2 protein-coding genes are annotated in these 20,864 nt (G+C 62.2%); both read left to right on the top strand.

Features of this window, described 5'->3' with window-relative positions:
- Window positions 1-9,108: non-ribosomal peptide synthetase (locus B347_RS25260; protein WP_019411377.1), on the top strand; the 9,108-nt coding region annotated here is incomplete at its 5' end.
- Window positions 9,108-20,852: an amino acid adenylation domain-containing protein gene (locus tag B347_RS0119510; RefSeq protein WP_019411376.1), complete on the top strand. Its 11,745-nt coding sequence runs from the start codon at window positions 9,108-9,110 to the stop codon at window positions 20,850-20,852. The genes B347_RS25260 and B347_RS0119510, both read left to right, overlap by 1 nt.
- Window positions 20,853-20,864 lie beyond the last annotated feature (12 nt).

The raw sequence follows: 20,864 nt of genomic DNA, 5'->3' as shown, positions 1-20,864 counted from the left end.
TCCTACAGTGATCACAACCTGCCAAATCTGACGCAGCCTGAGAATCTGGCCTATGTGATCTACACCTCGGGTTCCACAGGCAAGCCCAAAGGCGCAGGCAATACCCATGCAGCGTTGGTCAACCGCCTGAGCTGGATGCAACAGGCTTACCCCTTGGGCGCCGACGACGCAGTGCTGCAAAAGACCCCGTTCAGTTTTGACGTGTCGGTGTGGGAGTTTTTCTGGCCATTGCTGACTGGCGCACGCTTGGTCGTGGCGCAACCCGCTGAACACCGCGAGCCATTGCGCTTGATCGAGACCATTCGCGCGCAACAGATCACTACCGTTCACTTTGTGCCGTCGATGTTGCAGGCGTTTATTCATGAGGCCGGGGTCGCGCAGTGCAGCAGCCTGCGACGGATCGTGTGCAGCGGCGAAGCATTGCCGGTAGACGCCCAGCAGCAGGTGTTCGCCACGTTGCCCGCTGCCGAGTTGTACAACCTGTACGGCCCGACGGAAGCGGCCATCGACGTCACCCATTGGACCTGTGTCGATGAAGGCGCGAACAGCGTGCCGATTGGTTTGCCCATCGCCAATCTGCGCACCCTGGTCCTCGACGCAGACCTGTCGCCAGTGGCGCTGGGTGTGGCCGGTGAGCTGTACCTGGGCGGTGCCGGACTGGCACGCAGTTACCATCGGCGCCCTGGGCTTACTGCCGAGCGTTTTGTGCCGTGTCCGTTTAACCAGGGCGAGCGCCTGTACCGCACAGGCGATTTAGTGCGCCAGCGCGTCGACGGGGTAATCGAGTACTTAGGCCGCCTCGACCATCAGGTCAAACTGCGCGGGTTGCGCATCGAACTGGGGGAAATCGAGGCGCGTCTGGCCGAGCTACCAGCAGTACGCGAAGCCGTGGTGCAGGTGCTTGATGACAAGCAATTGGTGGCTTACGTGGTACTTCAAGCCCCGACCGCTAACGATGACTGGCAAGCGGCGTTGGTCAGCCACTTACAGCGCGGGCTGCCGGAATACATGGTGCCCAGCCATTGGATCAGCCTTGAGAGCTTGCCGCTGTCGCCCAACGGCAAGCTGCAACGTAACGCCTTGCCGCGCCCGGACCTGAACACCGTGCAGCACGGTTACGTGGCCCCGGCTAATGAGCTAGAGCAGCGTTTGGCCGATATCTGGCAACAGGTGCTGGGCGTGGCGCAGGTCGGCGTTGATGACAACTTCTTTGCCTTGGGCGGCGACTCGATCATCTCGATTCAAGTGGTCAGCCGCGCGCGGCAAACCGGGATCGCCTTTAGCCCACGCGATCTCTTCCAGCATCAAACCATTCGCAGCCTGGCGCGGGTGGCAGCATTGAGTACCCAAACCCTGATCGATCAAGGTCTGGCCCGCGGTGCAGTGGCGTTGGCCCCAGTTCAACAGTGGTTTTTTGCCCAAGACATGCCCCAGCGCCAGCATTGGAACCAATCGCTGTTGCTGCACCCGCGTCAGCCGATTGACCCCGCACGGCTGGAGCACGCGCTAAACAGGCTGCTGAGCCATCACGATGCGTTGCGTTTGCGCTTCGAACAGCGTGACGGCACGTGGCAGCAAGCCTACGCCGAACTGCCGAGCGAGAGCCTGCTGTGGCGACGGCAGGCGGCTTCAACCGATGAACTCAACACCCTGTGCGAACAGACCCAACTCAGCCTCGATTTGCAAACAGGCCCGCTGCTGCGCGCGCTGCTGGTGGAAATGCCCGATTACAGCCAGCGGCTGTTGCTGGTGGTTCACCACTTGGCGGTGGACGGCGTGTCGTGGCGCGTATTGCTCGAAGACTTACAGCAGTTCTACTCCCAGCCAGCACAGGCGCCACAGGCTAAAACCAGTGCCTACCAAGCGTGGACGGCACGTTTGGCGGATGCCGCGTTGGCACGCGTCGATGAGCTGGCGCTGTGGCAACGGCAATTGGCCGGAGCGGCCAGCGATTTGCCGTGTGATCGGCCCAACGCCGGGCTGCTAAATCGGCATGGGCGCAGGCTGGCACTCACGCTCGACAGCGCGCTGACCCGCCAGTTATTGCACGTCGCGCCCGCCACCTACCGCACACAGGTCAACGACCTGCTGCTCAGCGCGTTGGCGCGGGTGATCTGCCGCTGGAGCGGGCAGGCCAGCAGCTTGATTCAACTGGAAGGCCATGGCCGCGAAGAGCTGTTTGCCGAGCTCGACCTGTCGCGCACCGTGGGGTGGTTTACCAGCCTGTTCCCGGTGCAACTGACCCCGGCAACCGACATGGGCGCCTCGATCAAGTCGATCAAGGAGCAACTGCGCAGCGTGCCGGACAAGGGGGTGGGTTATGGCCTGTTGCGCTATCTGGCCGGTGACGAGGTGGGCGCTCAACTGGCCCGTCTGGCCACGCCGCGCATCACCTTTAACTACTTGGGCCAGTTTGACCGTCAGTTTGATGAACGTGCGCTGTTTGCCCCGGCGGTGGAAAGTGCTGGCGTAGCACAGGATGAAAACGCGCCGCTGACCAACTGGTTGAGCATTGAAGGGCAGGTGTACGGCGGTGAGCTGAACCTGCAATGGACGTACAGCCACGAGATGTTTGATGACGCCACTGTGCAGGCGCTGGTCGATGATTATCAGCGCGAGTTGTCAGCGCTGATCACCCATTGCGTGAACTGTGAGCAGGGCGGCATGACCCCGTCCGATTTCCCACTGGCGCAGTTGACTCAGGCGCAACTGGATAACCTCAACGTCCCGGCCAACGCCATCGAAGACATTTACCCACTGTCTCCCATGCAGCAAGGCTTGTTGGTGCACACCTTGCTCGAACCGGGCTCGGGCATTTATTTCATGCAAGACCGCTACATCATCGACAGTGAAATCGACCTGCCGCGCTTTACGGCAGCTTGGCACGCGGTCGTGCAGCGTCATGATGCGTTGCGCGCATCATTCAGCCTCGACGATGACGGCCGCATGCTGCAAATCATTCACCGCGATGCCGCGCCAAACGTGCAGGTTCACGACTGGACGGAGCGTGCGCAAAGCGAGCATGAAGCCGCGTTGCAAGCGCTGCTGAGTGAGGACCGGGCGCAAGGGTTTGACCTGCTCAACACGCCGCCTTTGAGCCTGCGCCTGATTCGCCGCAGCGCCGGGCATTACTGGTTCATTCTCAGCAACCACCACATCCTGATCGATGCCTGGTGCCGCTCGCTGTTGCTGCAAGACTTCTTTGCCCTGTACAGCGGGCAGCGCAGCTTGCCGCCCGCAGCGCGTTATCGCGACTTTATCCAGTGGCTGCAAGAACAGGGCGAGCGCGAGGCGCTGCACGCCTGGACCCTTGAACTGGCCGGGTTTGAGCAGCCGACGCCCTTGCCGTTTGACCGTGCGGTACGCCGCCAGGGCGGGGTTTCGCAGATCGGCGATTGCTACGCCGACCTCGACGTCAGCCAAGGCCGGGCCCTGCGCGAACTGGCCCAGCGTTTTCAGTTGACCGTCAACACCCTGACTCAAGCTGCGTGGGCGCTGGTGTTGCAGCGTTACAGCGGGCTCGACGATGTGCTGTTCGGCGTCACGGTGGCTGGTCGCCCGATCAGTCGCCCGCAAATGCAGGACACCGTGGGCCTGTTCATCAACAGCATCCCGCTGCGCATGCGTTTGCCGCGTGCCGGGCAGTGCGTCAGCGTGCGCGAGTGGCTGCAAGACCTGTTTGAGCACAACTTGGCGCTGCGTGAGCACGAACATTTGCCGCTGCTGAAGATTCAGGCGTGCAGCGCGCTGGAAAAAGGCCAGCCGATTTTCGACAGCTTATTTGTCTACGAGAACGCCCCGGTCGAAAGCGCGGTGGTCAGTGGCGCCGAGCAGATCAGCGCCAAGTCGGACAGCGCCCGCACCCACACCAACTACCCAATGACCGTGGTGGTGTACCCCGGCGATGCGCTGGGCTTACACCTGTCGTATGACAAGCGCTTCTTTGATCAAGCCACGGTCGAGCGCTTACTGGCCGACTTCAAACGCCTGCTGTTGGCGATTGGCGAACACGCCGAAGGTGATTTCTCTGACCTGCCATTGGTGGCTGCGACCGAGCGTGAGCACCTGTTGCAGACGGGCAACCAGACCGCCTGTGATTACCCGCTGGCGCAGGGCTATGTGCGTTTGTTTGAGGCGCAGGTGGCGGCGCAGCCAGAGCAGGTGGTGGCCACGTGCCTGGAACAGCGCTGGACCTACCGCGACCTCGACCGCCGCGCCAATCGCCTGGGCCATGCGCTGCTCGCGGCAGGCGTGAGCTGCGATCAGCCAGTGGCCTTGCTGGCGGATCGCAGCCTGGCCCTGTTGGGCATGATGCTCGGCAGCTTCAAGGCCGGGGCCGCCTACTTGCCGCTCGACCCGCAATTACCCGCCCAACGCCTGCTGGCGTTGTTGCAGTTGGGCCAGGTGCCGATGCTGGTGGCCAGCGCCGCGTGCCGTGAGCAAGCCTACTGCTTGCTGGCGCTGCTCAACCCGCAACAGCGTCCGCAGTTGCTGATTTGGGACGAAGTGCAGACTGCGGGTTATTCCAGTGACCAACCCGGCATCTACACCGGGCCGAACAACTTGGCCTATGTGATCTTCACCTCGGGTTCGACCGGTACGCCCAAAGGGGTGATGGTTGAACAGGCCGGGATGCTCAATAACCAACTGAGCAAAAAACCGTACCTGGACCTGAGCCCGGCAGACGTGATCGCGCAGACCGCGTCCCAGAGTTTCGACATTTCGGTGTGGCAGTTCCTCGCGGCGCCGCTGTTTGGCGCGCAAGTCGATATCGTGCCGAACGCTATCGCCCATGACCCGGCTGCGCTGCTGGCGCATGTCGCCGCGCGCGGTATCAGCGTGCTCGAAAGTGTGCCGTCGCTGATCCACAGCCTGCTCGATGAACTCAATGGCTCGCTGGCCACGCTGCGCTGGATGCTTCCGACCGGCGAAGCCATGCCGCCTGAGCTGGCGCGCCGCTGGCTGCAGCGTTACCCCGAGATCGGCCTGGTCAATGCTTATGGGCCAGCCGAATGCTCGGACGACGTGGCGTTGTTCCGTGTCGACGCGGCCTCGGCGGAGGGTGCGTATTTGCCGATTGGCCTGGCTACCGACAACAACCGCTTGTATGTGCTGGACGCCGACTTGCAGCCCGTGCCGATGGGCGTGATCGGTGAGTTGTACGTCGCGGGCACCGGTGTGGGGCGCGGTTATTTCAGCGATCCGCTGCGCACGGCGACGGTGTTTATGCCCAACCCCTACGCCGAGCAGGCGGGGGAGCGGTTGTACCGCACCGGCGATTTGGCCCGGCGCCGCAACGACGGCCCACTGGAGTACGTGGGCCGCATCGATCAGCAGGTCAAAGTGCGCGGATTCCGCATCGAACTGGGCGAAATCGAGTCGCGTCTACGCGATCTGGCAGGCGTGCGTGAAGCCGCAGTGGTGGTGCAAGACGGCCCGACCGGCAAGGCGCTGGTTGCCTTTGTGGTGGCAGACGATCAAGCACAGCTGTGGGCCGAGTTGCGCGAACAACTCAAGGCCGGGCTTAAGGCGCAACTGCCGGACTACATGCTGCCGTTGCAATGGGTGCCGCTGGATACGCTGCCGTTGAATGCCAACGGCAAGGTCGACCGCAAGGCGTTGCCACAGGCACAAACGGCTGATTGGCAGCGCGAGGTGATTGCCCCGCACGCCGGGATCGAAACCCGCATCGCCACGATCTGGCAAGCGGTGTTAAAAGTCGACGTGCTGAGCCGCGACGACAACTTCTTTGAACTGGGCGGGCATTCGTTGCTGGTGGCACAAGTGGTGTCACGCGTGCGTCAGCAACTGAACATCGAGTTGCCCCTGAGCAGCCTGTTTGAAAGCAGCGTGCTCAGTGACTTTGCCGCCCGTTGCGCGGCCCAGCCGCCGAGCGTCAGCCAGCCACCCTTGCGCCCACGGGCAGTTGATGAACCGAGCGTGTTGTCGTACGCGCAACAGCGCCAATGGATTCTCTGGCAGCTTGATCCGCACAGCGCCGCGTACAACATCCCCGCGGCACTGCGGCTTAAAGGCTCGCTGAATCGCGAGGCGTTGCTGCGCAGTTTCAATGCGCTGCAATCGCGTCACGCGACCTTGCGCACCACTTTCACGCAAGACGGTGAACAAGCCCGTGGTGTGTTGCACGCCAGCTTGCCGCTGGCGTTGCGCGAGTTGACCCTCGAACCTGCCGATTCGGGGCGGATTGAAGCGTTGGTGGCCGAAGAAATGCGTCAGCCTTTCGACCTGTGCGACGGCCCGCTGCTGCGGGTGTTGTTGCTCAAGGTCGCAACCGATGAGCATGTGCTGGTGCTGACGGTGCATCACATTGCCGCTGACGGTTGGTCGATGCAGGTCATGGTCGATGAATTTTGTGAGTTGTACTTGGGCCGTGACCTGCCGCCGTTGGCCGTGAGCTATGCCGATTACGCCGCCTGGCAGCGTGAATGGCTAAACGCGGGCGAGGGCGAGCGCCAGTTGAACGCTTGGCGCGAAAAACTGGGGTGCCAGCATCCTCCGTTGCAGTTGCCCAGTGAGCTAACGCGCCCGACGATCCGCAGCGAGCGCGGCGCACGCCTTGACGTGGCGATTGAACCTGGGCTGGCGGGCGAGTTGCGGCAGGTGGCGCAGCAGCACAACGTGACCCTGTTTATGCTACTGCTGGCCAGTTTCCAGACCCTGTTGCATCGCTACAGCGGCCAGTCGGCGATCAATGTCGGGGTGCCGAATGCCGGGCGCGGGCGTCTTGAAACCGAAGGCTTGATCGGCTTCTTTATTAACACCCAGGTGCTGCGCGCTGAGATCGACGGCCAGCAGACCTTTGCCAGCCTGTTACACCAGGTCAAGCGCGATGCCCTGTGGGCGCAGGCGCATCAGGACCTGCCGTTTGAGCAATTGGTTGACGCCCTGCAGCCGCAACGCAGCCTGAGCCACAGCCCGTTGTTTCAAGTGCTGTTCAATCATCAGCGGCAGATGGGTGACACTGTTGAGCGGTCTTTGCCGGGCCTGAGCATTGAACGCATGGACTGGCAGCAGCACACGGCGCAATTCGATCTGGCGCTCGACACCGAAGAGCAGGGCGAGCAGTTGCACGCCAGCCTGACTTACGCCTGCGAGGTGTATGACGCCGCGACCATCGAGCGCCTGGCCGGGCATTGGCTGAACCTGCTGCGTGCCGTAGTCCGCGAGCCGCAGCAACGTATTGCTGAGCTACCAATGCTGGGCAGTGCCGAGCAACAGGCGTTGATTGCGCAATGGAACCCCCGCGTGCAGGTGCAGCCGGTAGCGCCCGCGCTGCATCAGTTGTTCGAAGCGCAGGCCGCCTTGCACCCGCAGGCGGTGGCGTTGCGCTGCGGCAATGATTCGCTGACCTACAGCGAACTCAACGCGCAGGCCAATCGTCTGGCGCACACACTGCGTGAACGCAAGGTCGGCCCCGAAGTACGGGTGGGCGTTGCTTGTGAACGCTCGCTGGCGTTAGTGATCAGCGTGTTGGCGATTCTCAAGGCCGGGGGCGCTTATGTGCCGCTGGACCCGCAATACCCCGCCGAACGCTTGAGCTACATGATCGAAGACAGCGGCATTCAGTTGTTGCTGACTCAGGCGCACCTGTTGGAAAACCTGCCACCACGGGTCGGGGTGCAGACGTTGTGCCTAGAGCATGTGGCGCTGGACGCGTTTAGCGTGGACAACGTGCCTAACCTCACCCAGCCGGACAATCTGGCCTATGTGATCTACACCTCTGGCTCCACCGGGCGGCCGAAAGGGGCGCTGCTGACCCATGCCAACGTCACCCGTTTGCTCAGCGCCACGGCCGATGAATTTGCCTTTGGTCCAAGCGATGTGTGGACGCTGTTCCATTCCTACGCGTTCGATTTCTCGGTGTGGGAGTTGTTTGGCGCGCTGTGCACCGGCGGGCGTCTGGTGATCGTGCCGTACTTCATCAGCCGCGAGCCGCAGGCGTTCCATCAGTTGCTGTGCGATGAACAGGTGACGGTGCTCAACCAGACCCCGACCGCTTTCCGGCAACTACTGCCCATTGCCTGCAACAGCCCGCAAACGCTGGCCTTGCGCTGGGTAATCTTCGGTGGTGAGGCGCTGGACGTGGCAAGCCTGCGCCCGTGGTACGAGCGTTTTGGCAACGACCCGACCACCTTAGTCAATATGTACGGCATCACTGAAACCACGGTGCATGTGACCTACCGCGCCTTGAGCCCGAGTGATCTCGACGCCAACGTGCAAAGCCCGATCGGGCGGCCTGTCAGCGACTTGAGTTGGTACGTGCTCGACAGCCAGTTGCAGCCGGTGGCGCCGGGCTGTGCGGGGGAGCTGTACATTGCCGGGGCGGGCTTGGCGCGGGGCTATCACGGGCGCGCCGGGCTGAGTGCCGAACGCTTTGTGCCGAGCCCGTTTGTGCCGGGTGCGCGCCTGTACCGCAGCGGCGATCTGGCTCGTCAGCGCGCTGACGGCAACATCGACTACCTGGGGCGTATCGACCAGCAAGTAAAAATTCGCGGGTTCCGTATCGAGCTGGGCGAAATCGAAACCTGCCTCAAGCAGCAACTGGGCGTCAGCGATGCGGTGTTGAGCGTGCATCAAGGCCAGCTCTGCGCCTATGTGGTGGCTGATGTGGCGCCCGCTGATGCGCTGGCGTGGCGTGAGCAATTACGTGCAGCGCTCAAGGTCGATTTGCCGGATTACATGGTGCCGACCCAGTGGTTGCTACTCGATGCGTTGCCCCTGACCAGCAACGGCAAGCTGGACCGCAAAGCCTTGCCCCTGCCTGAAACCGACCTGCATCAACGCCCGTACAGCGCGCCAGTGGGGGATTTAGAAACCCGGCTGGCAGCGATCTGGGCGCAGGTGCTGGAGGTCGAGCGCATAGGTCGTTACGACAACTTCTTTGAATTGGGCGGGCATTCGCTGCTCGCGGCCCAGGCCAATGCGCGGGTCGAACTTGAATTAGGCCTCGACGTGGCGTTGCGTGCGCTGTTCGAAGCGCCTGACCTGCAAGCCTATGCCGCTCTGGCACAGGTACAAACGCCTGCGGATAACGATGTTCGTCTGAGCGCCCTTGAATCGCTGCTCGACGAGATGGAGATCAACTGATGGAACACTCAACCGCGTGGCGCATTGCCAACCGTTTCGCCAGCCTTGCGCCCCATCAGCGCCGTGAGTTTTTGCACAAGATGCAGGAACAAGGCGTCAGCTTCGGCCAGCTCCCCATCCCGGCGACCACGTCCCAGGACGCGCCGTGTGAACTGTCGTATGCCCAGCAACGGCAATGGTTTTTATGGCAACTCGACCCAGCAGGCGCCGCGTATCACATCCCGGCGGCCTTGCGTTTGCGCGGTGCGCTGAATGTACCTGCCTTACAGCGCAGTTTTGATGCACTGGTTGAGCGCCATCACAGCTTGCGCAGTGTGTTTATTGATGAACCTGTAGCCGCTTTTGAAGGCCCTGCGGCCCTTATCGAAGCCAGCGGCAGCAGGGTGTTAATGGCGCTGCACGATTTACGCGGCTTTGCGCAATCCGAGCGCCTGAACCTGGCGCTGCATCAGGTTGAGCAAGACATCGCCCAACCCTTCGATTTGCAACACGGCCCGCTGCTGCGAGTCAGTCTGTTGCAACTGGATACGGACGACCACGTGCTGGTGCTGACCTTGCACCACATCGTCGCTGATGGTTGGTCGATGGGCGTGCTGATCGAAGAGTTTTCACAGCTGTATGCGGCCCACGCGCAAGGCCGGACTCTTGAACTCCCGGTATTGCCGATTCAGTACGCCGACTATGCCCTATGGCAACGGCGCTGGATGGAGGCCGGAGAGCTGGAGCGCCAACTGGGCTGGTGGCGCGAGCAATTGGGCAGTGAGCAACCGGTGCTCGAATTGCCCGGCGACCGTTCGCGCCCGGCCCAGCCAACGCAACAAGGCGCACGCTTGGACTTCGCCCTGCAACCCGCATTGGCCAAAGGCTTGCTGGCGCTGGCCAAACAGCGCGGGGTCACGCCCTTTATGTTGCTGCTCGCCAGTTTTCAAGTGCTTTTGTACCGCTACAGCGGTCAACAAGACCTGCGCATCGGGGTGCCGGTGGCGAACCGCAATCGGGCCGAAACCCTTGGTTTGATTGGTTTTTTCGTCAACACCCAGGTCATGCGCGCCGAGCTGGATGGGCGGATGCCCTTTAGCCAGTTGCTGAGCCAAACCCGCGACCGTTCGCTGGATGCCCAAGGCTATCAAGACCTGCCCTTCGAACGCTTGGTCAACGCGTTGCAAGGCGAACGCAGCTTGAGCCACAGCCCGTTGTTTCAAGTGATGTTCAATCACCAGCAAAGCCGCCCCGGTGCGCTGGGCGGGATGCTCGCCGGGTTACAGGTCGAACGCCTGGAATGGCAAGGCCGTACCGCGCAATTTGACCTGCAACTCGATACCCACGAAGAAGGCGAGCACCTGCTGGCCAGCCTGACCTACGCCACCGACCTGTTTGATGCCGCACGCATCGAAGGCATGGCCGAGCATTGGCGCACGCTGTTGGTGGGCATTGTGGCGAGTCCTGAGTGCGCGATTGGCGAGTTGCCGATGCTGGCGCCTCATCAAGTTGAAGCGACGTTGTATGGGTTGAATACCACGCAGCAGGCTTACCCCGGCCCTGAATGCGTGCACCTGCACATCGAGGCGCAAGCGGCGGCTTCGCCAGACACGTGCGCGTTGGTGTTTGGCGAGCACGCGTTGAGCTACCGCGAATTGAACCAACGGGCCAATCGCCTGGCGTGGCAGTTGCGCGATCTGGGGGTTGGCCCGGAAGTGCGGGTGGGCGTTGCTTGTGAACGCTCTCTGGAGTTGGTGGTTGGCTTGCTGGCGATACTCAAGGCCGGGGGCGCTTATGTGCCGCTCGACCCCGAATACCCGACCGAGCGGCTGGCGTATATGGTTGAAGACAGTGGCATCAGTTTGCTGCTGACCCAGGCACATGTGCAGGCGGGGTTGCCGCTGTCAGAGAGTTTGCCGGTGGTGTGCCTGGAAATTGAAGATCAAAAGATCGCGGGGCAAGCCCGCTCCTACAGTGATCACAACCTGCCAAATCTGACGCAGCCTGAGAACTTGGCGTATCTGATTTATACCTCGGGTTCCACGGGGCGCCCGAAAGGCGCGGGCAACAGCCATGGCGCGTTGTACAACCGTTTGGCATGGATGCAAGACGCGTATGGCCTGAACACCGCAGACCGGGTGTTGCAGAAAACCCCGTTCAGTTTTGACGTCTCGGTGTGGGAGTTTTTCTGGCCATTGATGCACGGCGCGACGTTGGTAGTGGCCGCTCCCGGCGCCCATCGAGACCCGCAGCAATTGGCCGCGCTGATCGTTAAGCACGCCATCACCACGCTGCATTTTGTGCCGTCGATGCTGCACGCCTTTATCAACGCAGATGAAGCGGTGGAGTGCCGTTCGTTACGACGGATTGTGTGCAGCGGCGAAGCGTTACCGATGGCGTTACAGCGTCAAACCCTGCGCAGCCTGCCGCAGGCGACGCTGTACAACTTGTACGGCCCGACCGAAGCGGCCATCGACGTGACCCACTGGACATGCGTGGAAGAAGGCCGCGACAGTGTGCCGATCGGGCGGCCAATCGCTAACCTGCGCACCTACATTCTTAGCCCTGAACTGTTGCCGTTGCCGAGCGGTGCGATTGGCGAGTTGTACCTGGCGGGGTCAGGGCTGGCGCGGGGCTATCACGCTCGTCCGGGGTTGACCGCTGAGCGCTTTGTGGTCGACCCGTTTGGCAGCGGTGAGCGCGTGTACCGCACCGGCGACCTGGCGCGTTATCGGGCAGACGGCGCCATTGAATACTGCGGTCGCATCGACCATCAGGTAAAAATTCGCGGTTTGCGCATCGAGTTGGGTGAAATCGAAGCGCGCCTGCAAGAGCACCCGCAGGTGCTGGAAGCCGTGGTGCTTGCGCTGGACAATCAGTTGGTGGCGTATTTGGTGCCCAGCGAGGTGCAGACGGGATGGCGTGAAACCCTGAACGCGCATTTGCTGGCTAGCCTGCCGGATTACATGGTGCCGACGCACCTGGTGCTGATCGAGCACATGCCGCTCAGCCCTAATGGCAAGTTGGACCGCAAACGGCTGCCAGCGCCGCAGGCCAGCGTCAGTCAGCGGATGTTCGAGGCCCCGCGTAGCGACAACGAACGTCAGTTGGCGGCGATTTGGCAAGACGTGCTGGGGCTGGAGCAGGTCGGCCGTCAGGACAATTTCTTTGAGCTGGGCGGCGATTCGATCATCTCGATTCAGGTGGTCAGCCGGGCGCGGCGTGTGGGTCTGCGCTTGCAGCCGCGTGATCTGTTTCAGCAGCCGACCTTGCAGGCGCTGGCGGCTGTGGCCAGCCACGAACTGGCGCCGCAGATCGCGCAAGGGCCGGTGGTGGGTACGCAAACCCTGACCCCGGTGCAGCACTGGTTCTTCGCCAATCAGACCGTGCACCCGCAGCACTGGAATCAGTCGGTGTTGCTTGAGGTGCGCGAGCCGCTGGACTTGCAGCGCCTGCAAAGCGCCTTGCATCAGGTACTGGTGCAGCATGACGCGCTGCGCTTGCAGTTTCGCGAGCAGGCCGGGCAATGGACCGCGTGCTATGTGCCGCTGGACAGCACTGCGGCCACCGATTTGCTGTGGACCGCCCAGGTGCAAAGTGATCAAGCGCTGCAAGCCTTGTGTGATGAAGCGCAACGCAGTCTGTCGCTGCACGACGGGAAATTGCTGCGTTGCGTGCTGATTGACCATGAAGATGGCGTTCAGCGTTTGTTGCTGGTGATCCACCATTTGGTCGTGGATGGCGTGTCGTGGCGGGTGCTGCTTGAAGACTTGCAGGCGGCCTACGCTGGGCAGGCACTGGCGCAAAAAACCAGCGCGCTGCAAGACTGGGCCACGCAGCTGTCGGCCTATGCGAGCAGTGAAGCACTGGCAACTGAACAGCGCTGGTGGCTGGCGCACTTGCAGGGCGTGAGCGCTACGTTGCCCCATGCTCGAGCCGGTGCCAGCCAAGCGTTGCGCCATCGTCACGTGGTCAGTTTGGGGCTGGACCGCGAACAGACCCGGCAGTTGCTACAACAAGCACCTGCGGCCTATCGCACGCAGATTAATGATCTGTTGCTGACGGCTCTGGCCCGTGCCGTGTGTGACTGGACCGGCGAGTCTGCGGCGCTGATTCAACTCGAAGGCCACGGCCGTGAAGAGCTGTTTGCCGGCATCGACCTGACCCGCACCGTGGGCTGGTTCACCAGCCTGTTCCCGGTCAAGCTGACCCCAGCGGCAGGCGTGGCCGAGTCCATCAAAGCGATCAAGCAGCAATTGCGCGATGTGCCGGGTAAAGGCTTGGGCTTTGGGTTGTTGCGCTATCAGGGCGATGCGCGCACCCAAGCCAGCCTCGCGGCCTTGCCGCAGGCGCGGGTCACGTTTAACTACTTGGGCCAGTTCGACCAGAGCTTCAGCGAAGACGCGTTGTTTGTCCCGGCTAAAGAGGCGAGCGGTGCGGCGCAGAGCTTGGACTCACCGTTGGCCAACTGGTTGTCGGTGGACGGCCAAGTGTTTGGCGGTGAGCTAAAACTGGACCTGAGCTTCAGCCAGGAATGCTTCAACAAGGCAGATATTGAAGCCCTGGCCGCTGGGATCAAGGTGCAGCTACACGTGCTGATTGAGCATTGTCTGAACCCGCAACACAGCGGCGTGACCCCGGCAGACTTCCCGCTGGCCAGCTTGAGCCAAGCTCAACTCGACCAATTGCCCGTGGCGCCCCGGCAGATTGAAGACCTGTACCCGCTGTCGCCGATGCAACGCGGTTTGTTATTCCACAGCCTGTACGAGCCGCAGGCCGGGGCGTACGTCAACCAACTCAGCGTTGAAGCGAACGGGCTGGATGTCGACCGATTGGCGCGCGCGTGGCAGGCCACGCTGGACGCGCACCCGATTTTGCGCAGCGGTTTCCATTGGCCTCAAGGCGCCAGCGAGCCGGTTCAGGTGGTGCAGCGAGCGCTGGAGTTGCCGCTGACGGTGCTTGATTGGCGCGGTCGTGCCGATCAAACCGCCGAGCTTGAGTTGCTGGCGCGCAGTGAGCGGTTGCAGTTCGACCCAGCGCAGCCGCCGCTGCTACGTTTGGCCTTGGTGCGCCTCGATGAGCAGCGTCAGCAACTGATCTACACCCATCACCATTTGCTGCTCGATGGCTGGAGCAATGCGCTGTTGTTGGGTGAGGTGTTGCAGCGCTATGCCGCCGTGCAGGTGACGACTCATCAGGGGCGTTTTGCCGACTACATTGGCTGGCTACAAACCCAAGACGCTCAGGCCGATGAAGCGTTTTGGCGCACACAACTGGCGACGCTGGACAACCCGACCCTGCTGGCGCAGAGCCTGGCGCATGTTTCATCGGACAGCGGCGATTACGCAGATCATCGGCAGGTGTTCGATGCCGCCAGCAGCCAGGCTTTCAATGCGTTTGCGCGTCAGCACAGCATCACCCTCAATACCTTGGTGCAGGGCGCGTGGGCGTTGTTGTTGCAGCGTTACAGCGGTCAGCAGACGGTTGCGTTTGGCGCCACCGTGTCGGGGCGCCCGGTGGATTTGCCGGGCGCAGAAAACCAGCTCGGGCTGTTTATCAATACCTTGCCGGTGATCACCCAGCCGCACGCGGCCGAACGTGTGGCGCAGTGGTTGAACCGTTTGCAGGCGCACAACCTGGCACTGCGTGAGCATGAGTTTACTGCCTTGAGCGACGTGCAGCGCTGGGCCGGACGCGCCGGTGAGCCGCTGTTCGATAGCTTGCTGGTGTTTGAGAACTTCCCGATGGGTGAAGCCTTGCAGCAGGGTGCGCCAGACGGCTTGAGCTTTGCCGTGCCGGACAATCACGAGCGCACCAACTATCCGCTGACCTTAGCGGCCGTCAGTGAAGGTCAATTGAGCCTGACCTGGAGTTTCTTGCTCAGCCATTTTGACCCGGCCGCGATTGCGCGCATGAGCGAGCATTTGGCGTGCTTGCTGCACGCAATGGTCGCTGCGCCGCAGGTCAGCTTGGGTGAGCAGCCATTATTGAGCGCTGCCGAGAAAACCCGCCAATTGCACGACTGGAACCCGCCAGCAGGCGCCGCGACCGAACAGTGTGTGCATCAGCTGATCGAGGCGCAGGCGGCGATTCGCCCTGAGGCCACGGCGCTGATCTTTGACACCAGCCGCTTCACCTACGCTGATCTCAACCAGCGTGCCAACCGGCTGGCCCACCGCCTGCGGGAGCTGGGGATTGGCCCCGAAGTGCGGGTCGGGCTGGCGGTAGAGCGTTCGCCGCAAATGATTGTCGGCCTGTTGGCGATTCTCAAGGCCGGTGGCGCCTATGTGCCGCTGGACCCGGCATACCCGGCTGAACGCCTGAGTTACCTGATGCACGACAGCGGCATTGCGTTGCTGCTGAGCCAGTCGTGGTTACGCCCGACCTTGCCGCACATTGACGGTTTGCCGGTGCTGGAACTGGACCGCGAAGACGTCAGCTATCAATCCAGCAACAACCCCGTCAACGTGGCCGATGCACAGAACCTTGCGTACCTGATTTACACCTCGGGTTCGACCGGGCGCCCTAAGGGCGTGAGCGTTGCCCACGGCCCGCTGGCCATGCATTGCTTGTCGATTGGGGCGCTGTACGGCATGACCCCGGACGACCGTGAGCTGCAATTTGCCTCCATCAGCTTTGATGGGGCTCACGAACGCTGGTTGACCCCGCTGGTGTTCGGTTCGGCGCTGATGCCGCGTGACGATGAGGTTTGGAGTGCGCAGCGCACTTGCGAAGAAATCGAGCGCCACGGCATCACCATCGCCTGTTTTACCCCCAGTTACCTGCTGCAAATGGCCGACTACATCGGTGAAGCAGGGCGCCGGTTGCCGATTCGTTCCTACACCGTGGGCGGCGAGGGCATGCCCAAGCATGCGTTTGATGAGGTGCAGCGGGTGCTGCAACCGCCGCGCATCATCAACGGCTACGGCCCGACCGAAACCGTGATTACGCCGCTGATTTGGTGCGCTTACCCGGACACCCAGTTTGACTCGGCGTTCTTGCCCATCGGGCGACCGGTAGGCGAGCGCAGCGCGTATGTGCTCGACGCCAGCTTGCAGCCGCTGCCGGTTGGGGTCGCCGGTGAACTGTACTTGGGCGGCGAAGGCATCGCTCGCGGCTATCACCAACGCCCGGAACTGACGGCTGAACGCTTTGTGCCCGATCCGTTTGTGCCCGGTGCGCGGCTGTACCGCAGCGGTGATTTAGCGCGCCTGCGCGAAGACGGCGTGGTCGAGTACTTGGGGCGGATTGATCAGCAAGTGAAGATTCGCGGTTTCCGCATCGAGCTGGGCGAAATTGAAGCCTGTTTGCTGGAACACGAAGGCGTTCGCGAAGCCTGTGTGATAGACCGCGAAGGCCCGGTCAGTCGCCAATTGGTGGGTTACGTGGTGGCCCGCGATCCGCTGACCGACGAAGCGCTGCTGCGTGAAGGGTTGATGACGCATCTGCGCAGCCGTTTGCCGGCGCATATGTTGCCCGCGCACGTGATGTGTCTGGCGGCGCTGCCGTTGACCCCTAATGGCAAGCTGGACCGTCAGGCGCTGCCCGCGCCTGCGGCCAGTCGACAGGCCGCAGAGCGTGTGCCACCGAGTACGGCTGCCGAAACGCTGCTGGTGGAGATCTGGCAGGAACTGCTGGGGCTGGATGCGATTGGGGTCACTGAGAACTTCTTCGAACTGGGCGGCGATTCGATTATCTCCCTGCAAGCGGTGAGCCGCGCCGGGGTGCGCGGGCTGGCCTTTACACCGAAGCAATTGTTCACCGCGCAGACCATTCGCGCCTTGGCGGCACTGGCGATCAATGCCGAGCCGCAGGTGCTGGACGTGTTCGAAACACCGGCATTTGTTCAGGTGCCCGACACCCTGAAGGTGGATCGCAGCCAGTTGGCGGATCTGTACCCGCTGTCACCGATGCAGCAGGGCATGCTGTTCCATTGCATCGAGTCGCCGGAACTGAACCTGTACGTCAATCAGCTCAGCGTGGCGGTCGAGGGTTTGCAGGTGGAGCGCTTCCGCGCCGCTTGGCACACCTTGTTCGAGCGCCACGAGGTGTTGCGCGCCGCCTTTATGTGGCGCGATGGCTTGGCAGACCCGCTGCAGGCGGTGTACCTGCGCGCCCAACTGCCAATAGTTGAGCTGGACTGGCGTGAGCATGTGACGCCCGAATCGGCCTTGCAGGCGCTGGCGGCGGATGATCAGGCACGAGGGTTTGACCTGAGTTGCCCGCCGTTGATGCGTTTTACTCTGGTGCGCGTGGGTGAGTCGCAGTTCCACATGATCTGGACGTATCACCACTTATTGCTCGATGGTTGGAGCGCTTCGCGCTTGCTGGGTGAAATGTTGCGTGTGTATGCCAAACAGCCTCTGCCGCTGCTGAGCGGGCGTTATGCCGATTACATCAGTTGGTTGCGGCGCCAAGACGCCACCGCCGCCGAAGGCTTCTGGCGCGAGCGTTTGCAGGCGCTGGACGCCCCGTGCATGTTGGCCAATGCCGCTAATACCCAAGGCAGTGGGCATGGGGTGCTTTATAGCTATCTCGACAGCGAAGCGACCCTGCGTTTGCATCGTTTCGCCAATGCCCAGCGCGTGACCTTGAACACGGTGATTCAGGCGGCCTGGTTGCTGCTGTTACAGCGTCACACCGGGCAACGCAGCGTGGCCTTCGGTGCAACGGTGGCAGGGCGCCCGACCCAGTTGGCCGGGGCGCAAGACATGTTGGGGCTGTTTATCAACACCTTGCCGGTGATCCAGACCCTTGATCCGCAGCAGGCGTTGGGCGATTGGCTACGCCAGTTGCAGGACTACAACTTGGCGATTCGTGATTTCGAACACACGCCGCTGGCGGATATACAGCGTTGGGCCGGGCAGGGCGGGCAAGGGCTGTTCGACAGCATCATCGTGTTCGAGAACCATCCGGTGGACCGGGCCTTGCGTGGCGAGCAGGAGGGTGAGCTGAAATTTGCCGAAGTTGGCAGCGGCGGCGTGACCAACTTCCCGATGGACTTGATGGTCAGCGCCACCGATCAAGGGCTGGAAGTGGAGTACCTGTACCTGCGCGAACGGTTTGATACGGTTTCGGTTGAGCGTATTAGAGAACAACTGGAAGGCGTGTTGGCGCGGCTGCCAAACGACGCTGACTGTGTGCTCGGTGAAATCGGCTTGCCGAACGGCCGTGTCGAGTTGGCGCAAGCGGCCACGCCGGTCGCTGATCTTGTGCAGGGTTTTAGTCATCAGGTGACACGTCAACCTCACGCCAGAGCGCTTAGCTGTGATGGCCGCGAGCTGAGCTACGCCGAGTTGGAGCGGCAAGCCAATGGCTTGGCCGTGCAGTTGCAAGCGCGGGGTATCGGCCCGGAACAGGTGGTGGCGGTGGCGTTACCTCGTTCGGAGCAAACGATTGTGGCGTTTTTGGCGGTGCTCAAGGCGGGGGCGGCCTATCTACCGTTGGACCTGGATTATCCAGCTGAGCGACTGGCATTCATGCTGGCGGATTCGGGCGCGAACCTGCTGCTGTGCCACCGCGATGTTGATCAGCGCGTGGCCTTTGATACGGCAATCCCACGCTTGGTGCTCGATCCGTGGGCAGAGCTGCAAGGCGTGCCTCATGAGGTCGAGTCACTGCCCGCGCACTTGGCCTACCTGATTTACACCTCGGGTTCCACGGGCAAGCCCAAAGGTGTGGCGGTGGCCCGTGAGCCGATTGCGCGGCATTGTCAGGGCATTATTGAGCTCTACGAGCTGAGCCCGGCGAGCCGCGAACTGCACTTTATGTCGTTCGCCTTCGATGGCGCGCAAGAGCGCTGGCTGAGCGTGTTGCTGGCCGGTGGCAGCTTGGTGATTCGTGACGACAACCTGTGGACCCCGGAGCAGACCTTGCAGGTGCTGCATCAGCAGCAGGTGACGGTGGCGTGCTTTCCGCCTGCCTACCTGCAACAACTGGCTGAAGTGGCGCTGGTGCAGGGCAATCCCCCGGCGGTTCATACGTACTGCTTTGGCGGGGATGCGGTGCCGGAGGCAAGCTTTGAGTGGGTCAAGCGCGCTTTGCGACCGCAGCGATTGGTGAATGGTTACGGCCCAACTGAAACCGTGGTCACGCCGCTGTTGTGGCGCGCCGAAGTGACTGAGTGTTGTGACGCGGCCTATGCGCCGATTGGTCGTCGGGTGGCGGGGCGTGGGGTGTATGTGCTGGATGCGGACATGAACCCGTTGCCTGCGGGTGTCAGTGGCGAGTTGTATCTGGGCGGTGAATGCCTGGCTCGCGGCTATCATCAGCAGCCAGGTTTGAGCGCCGAGCGCTTTGTGCCGGACCCGTTCGATGGCACGGGCGGGCGCATGTACCGCACCGGTGATCGGGTGCGCCAGCGTGCAGATGGGGTGATCGACTACCTGGGACGTTTAGACCAGCAGGTGAAAATTCGCGGTTTCCGTATTGAACTGGGCGAAATCGAAGCGTGCCTGCGTCAATGTGAAGGCGTGCAGGACGCGGCGGTCAACGTGATTGAGGGCGCGACCGGCAAGCAGTTGGTGGGTTATGTGGTCGCCCCGGCCGGTGCGGCGCTGGAACGCGAGTTGAAAGCGCACGTGCAGGCGCATCTGCCGGATTACATGGTGCCTGCGCATATGGTGCAATTGGCGCGCTTGCCGTTGTCTGCCAACGGCAAATTGGATCGCCGCGCCTTGCCCGAACCGCAACTAGCCCAGGGCCATTACCGTGCGCCGCGCAATGCGCTGGAACGGGCGCTGGTTAAGATCTGGCAAGACGTGTTGGGGCTGGATCGGGTGGGCATCGACGATAACTTCTTCGAGCTGGGCGGCGATTCGCTGCAGGTGCTGAAAGTCATCTCGCGGGTGCGCAATCAACCTGAGTTGGGTGTAAGCCTCAAGCTGCGCGACCTGATGCAAAAGCCGTGTATTGCCGAGCTGAGTGGGTATGAACCGTTGGTGGCGGTAAGCGCGCCCGACCCGCTGCTGGCGCTGAACAGTCGGGTGAGTGAGGTACCGCCGTTGTTTTGCCTGCACGCCGGGTTTGGCACGGTGTTCGACTATGAGCCGCTGGCCCGTAAATTAGACGGGCGCCGCAGCGTCTATGGCGTGCAGTGCCGCATGTTGTTGGACCCGGCGTGGCACGACGATTCGTTGCACGCGATGGCGCAGGCGTACGCCGAGCGCATTCGTCAGCAGCAGGCGCATGGCCCGTATCACCTGCTCGGCTGGTCGCTCGGCGGGGCGTTGACCTTGCTGGTGGCGCAGGCGCTTGAGGCCCAGGGCCAAGAGGTGGCTTTTGCAGGCTTAGTTGACAGTTATGTGGCCGGGACGGCCGAGGCCAGTGATGAGCGTGAAGATGTGCAGGACTTTTTGCGCTTTGTGCTGGGCGTGAGCGAGGCCGAGGCGCAGGCGCTGGTGCGCGATGAACAGAGGGGCGCGGAGCAGGTGATTGAGGCGGCGACGGCGCTCAATGAGCACGGCGTATTGGGGGCTGCGGAGTTGAGTCATATCTTTGCAGTCGGTGCACGGCTCAAGCACTTGGCGTTGGCTCAGCGCTCATTGCCGCAGACCCGCGTGCAGGCGCATCACTGGTGGGTGGCCGGGCGCGAGGACGAGCGCCGGGTGCATGCAGCGCAAATCGGTGCCGGAGCCAGCCACACGGTGTTGACGAGTGGCCATTATGAGTTGCTGCGCCATGCAACCTTGCTGGCGCAACTGGATGAGGTGTTGGCAGATACCGCCTCGTACCTCGGCAGCGACCACAAGGCCTTCTCTTTTTGACTACTAGGAAAT

The sequence above is a fragment of the Pseudomonas psychrophila HA-4 genome (assembly GCF_000282975.1).
GTDB classification, from domain to species: Bacteria; Pseudomonadota; Gammaproteobacteria; order Pseudomonadales; family Pseudomonadaceae; genus Aquipseudomonas; species Aquipseudomonas psychrophila_A.
Note: the sequence above shows the minus strand (reverse complement) of the source record. Positions and strands in the feature narration are given on the sequence as shown.

Bases quoted from the DNA above. Each gene is read 5' to 3' on its own strand.
- B347_RS0119510 (WP_019411376.1), top strand. From the start codon at position 9,108: ATGGAACACTCAACCGCGTGGCGCATTGCCAACCGTTTCGCCAGCCTT.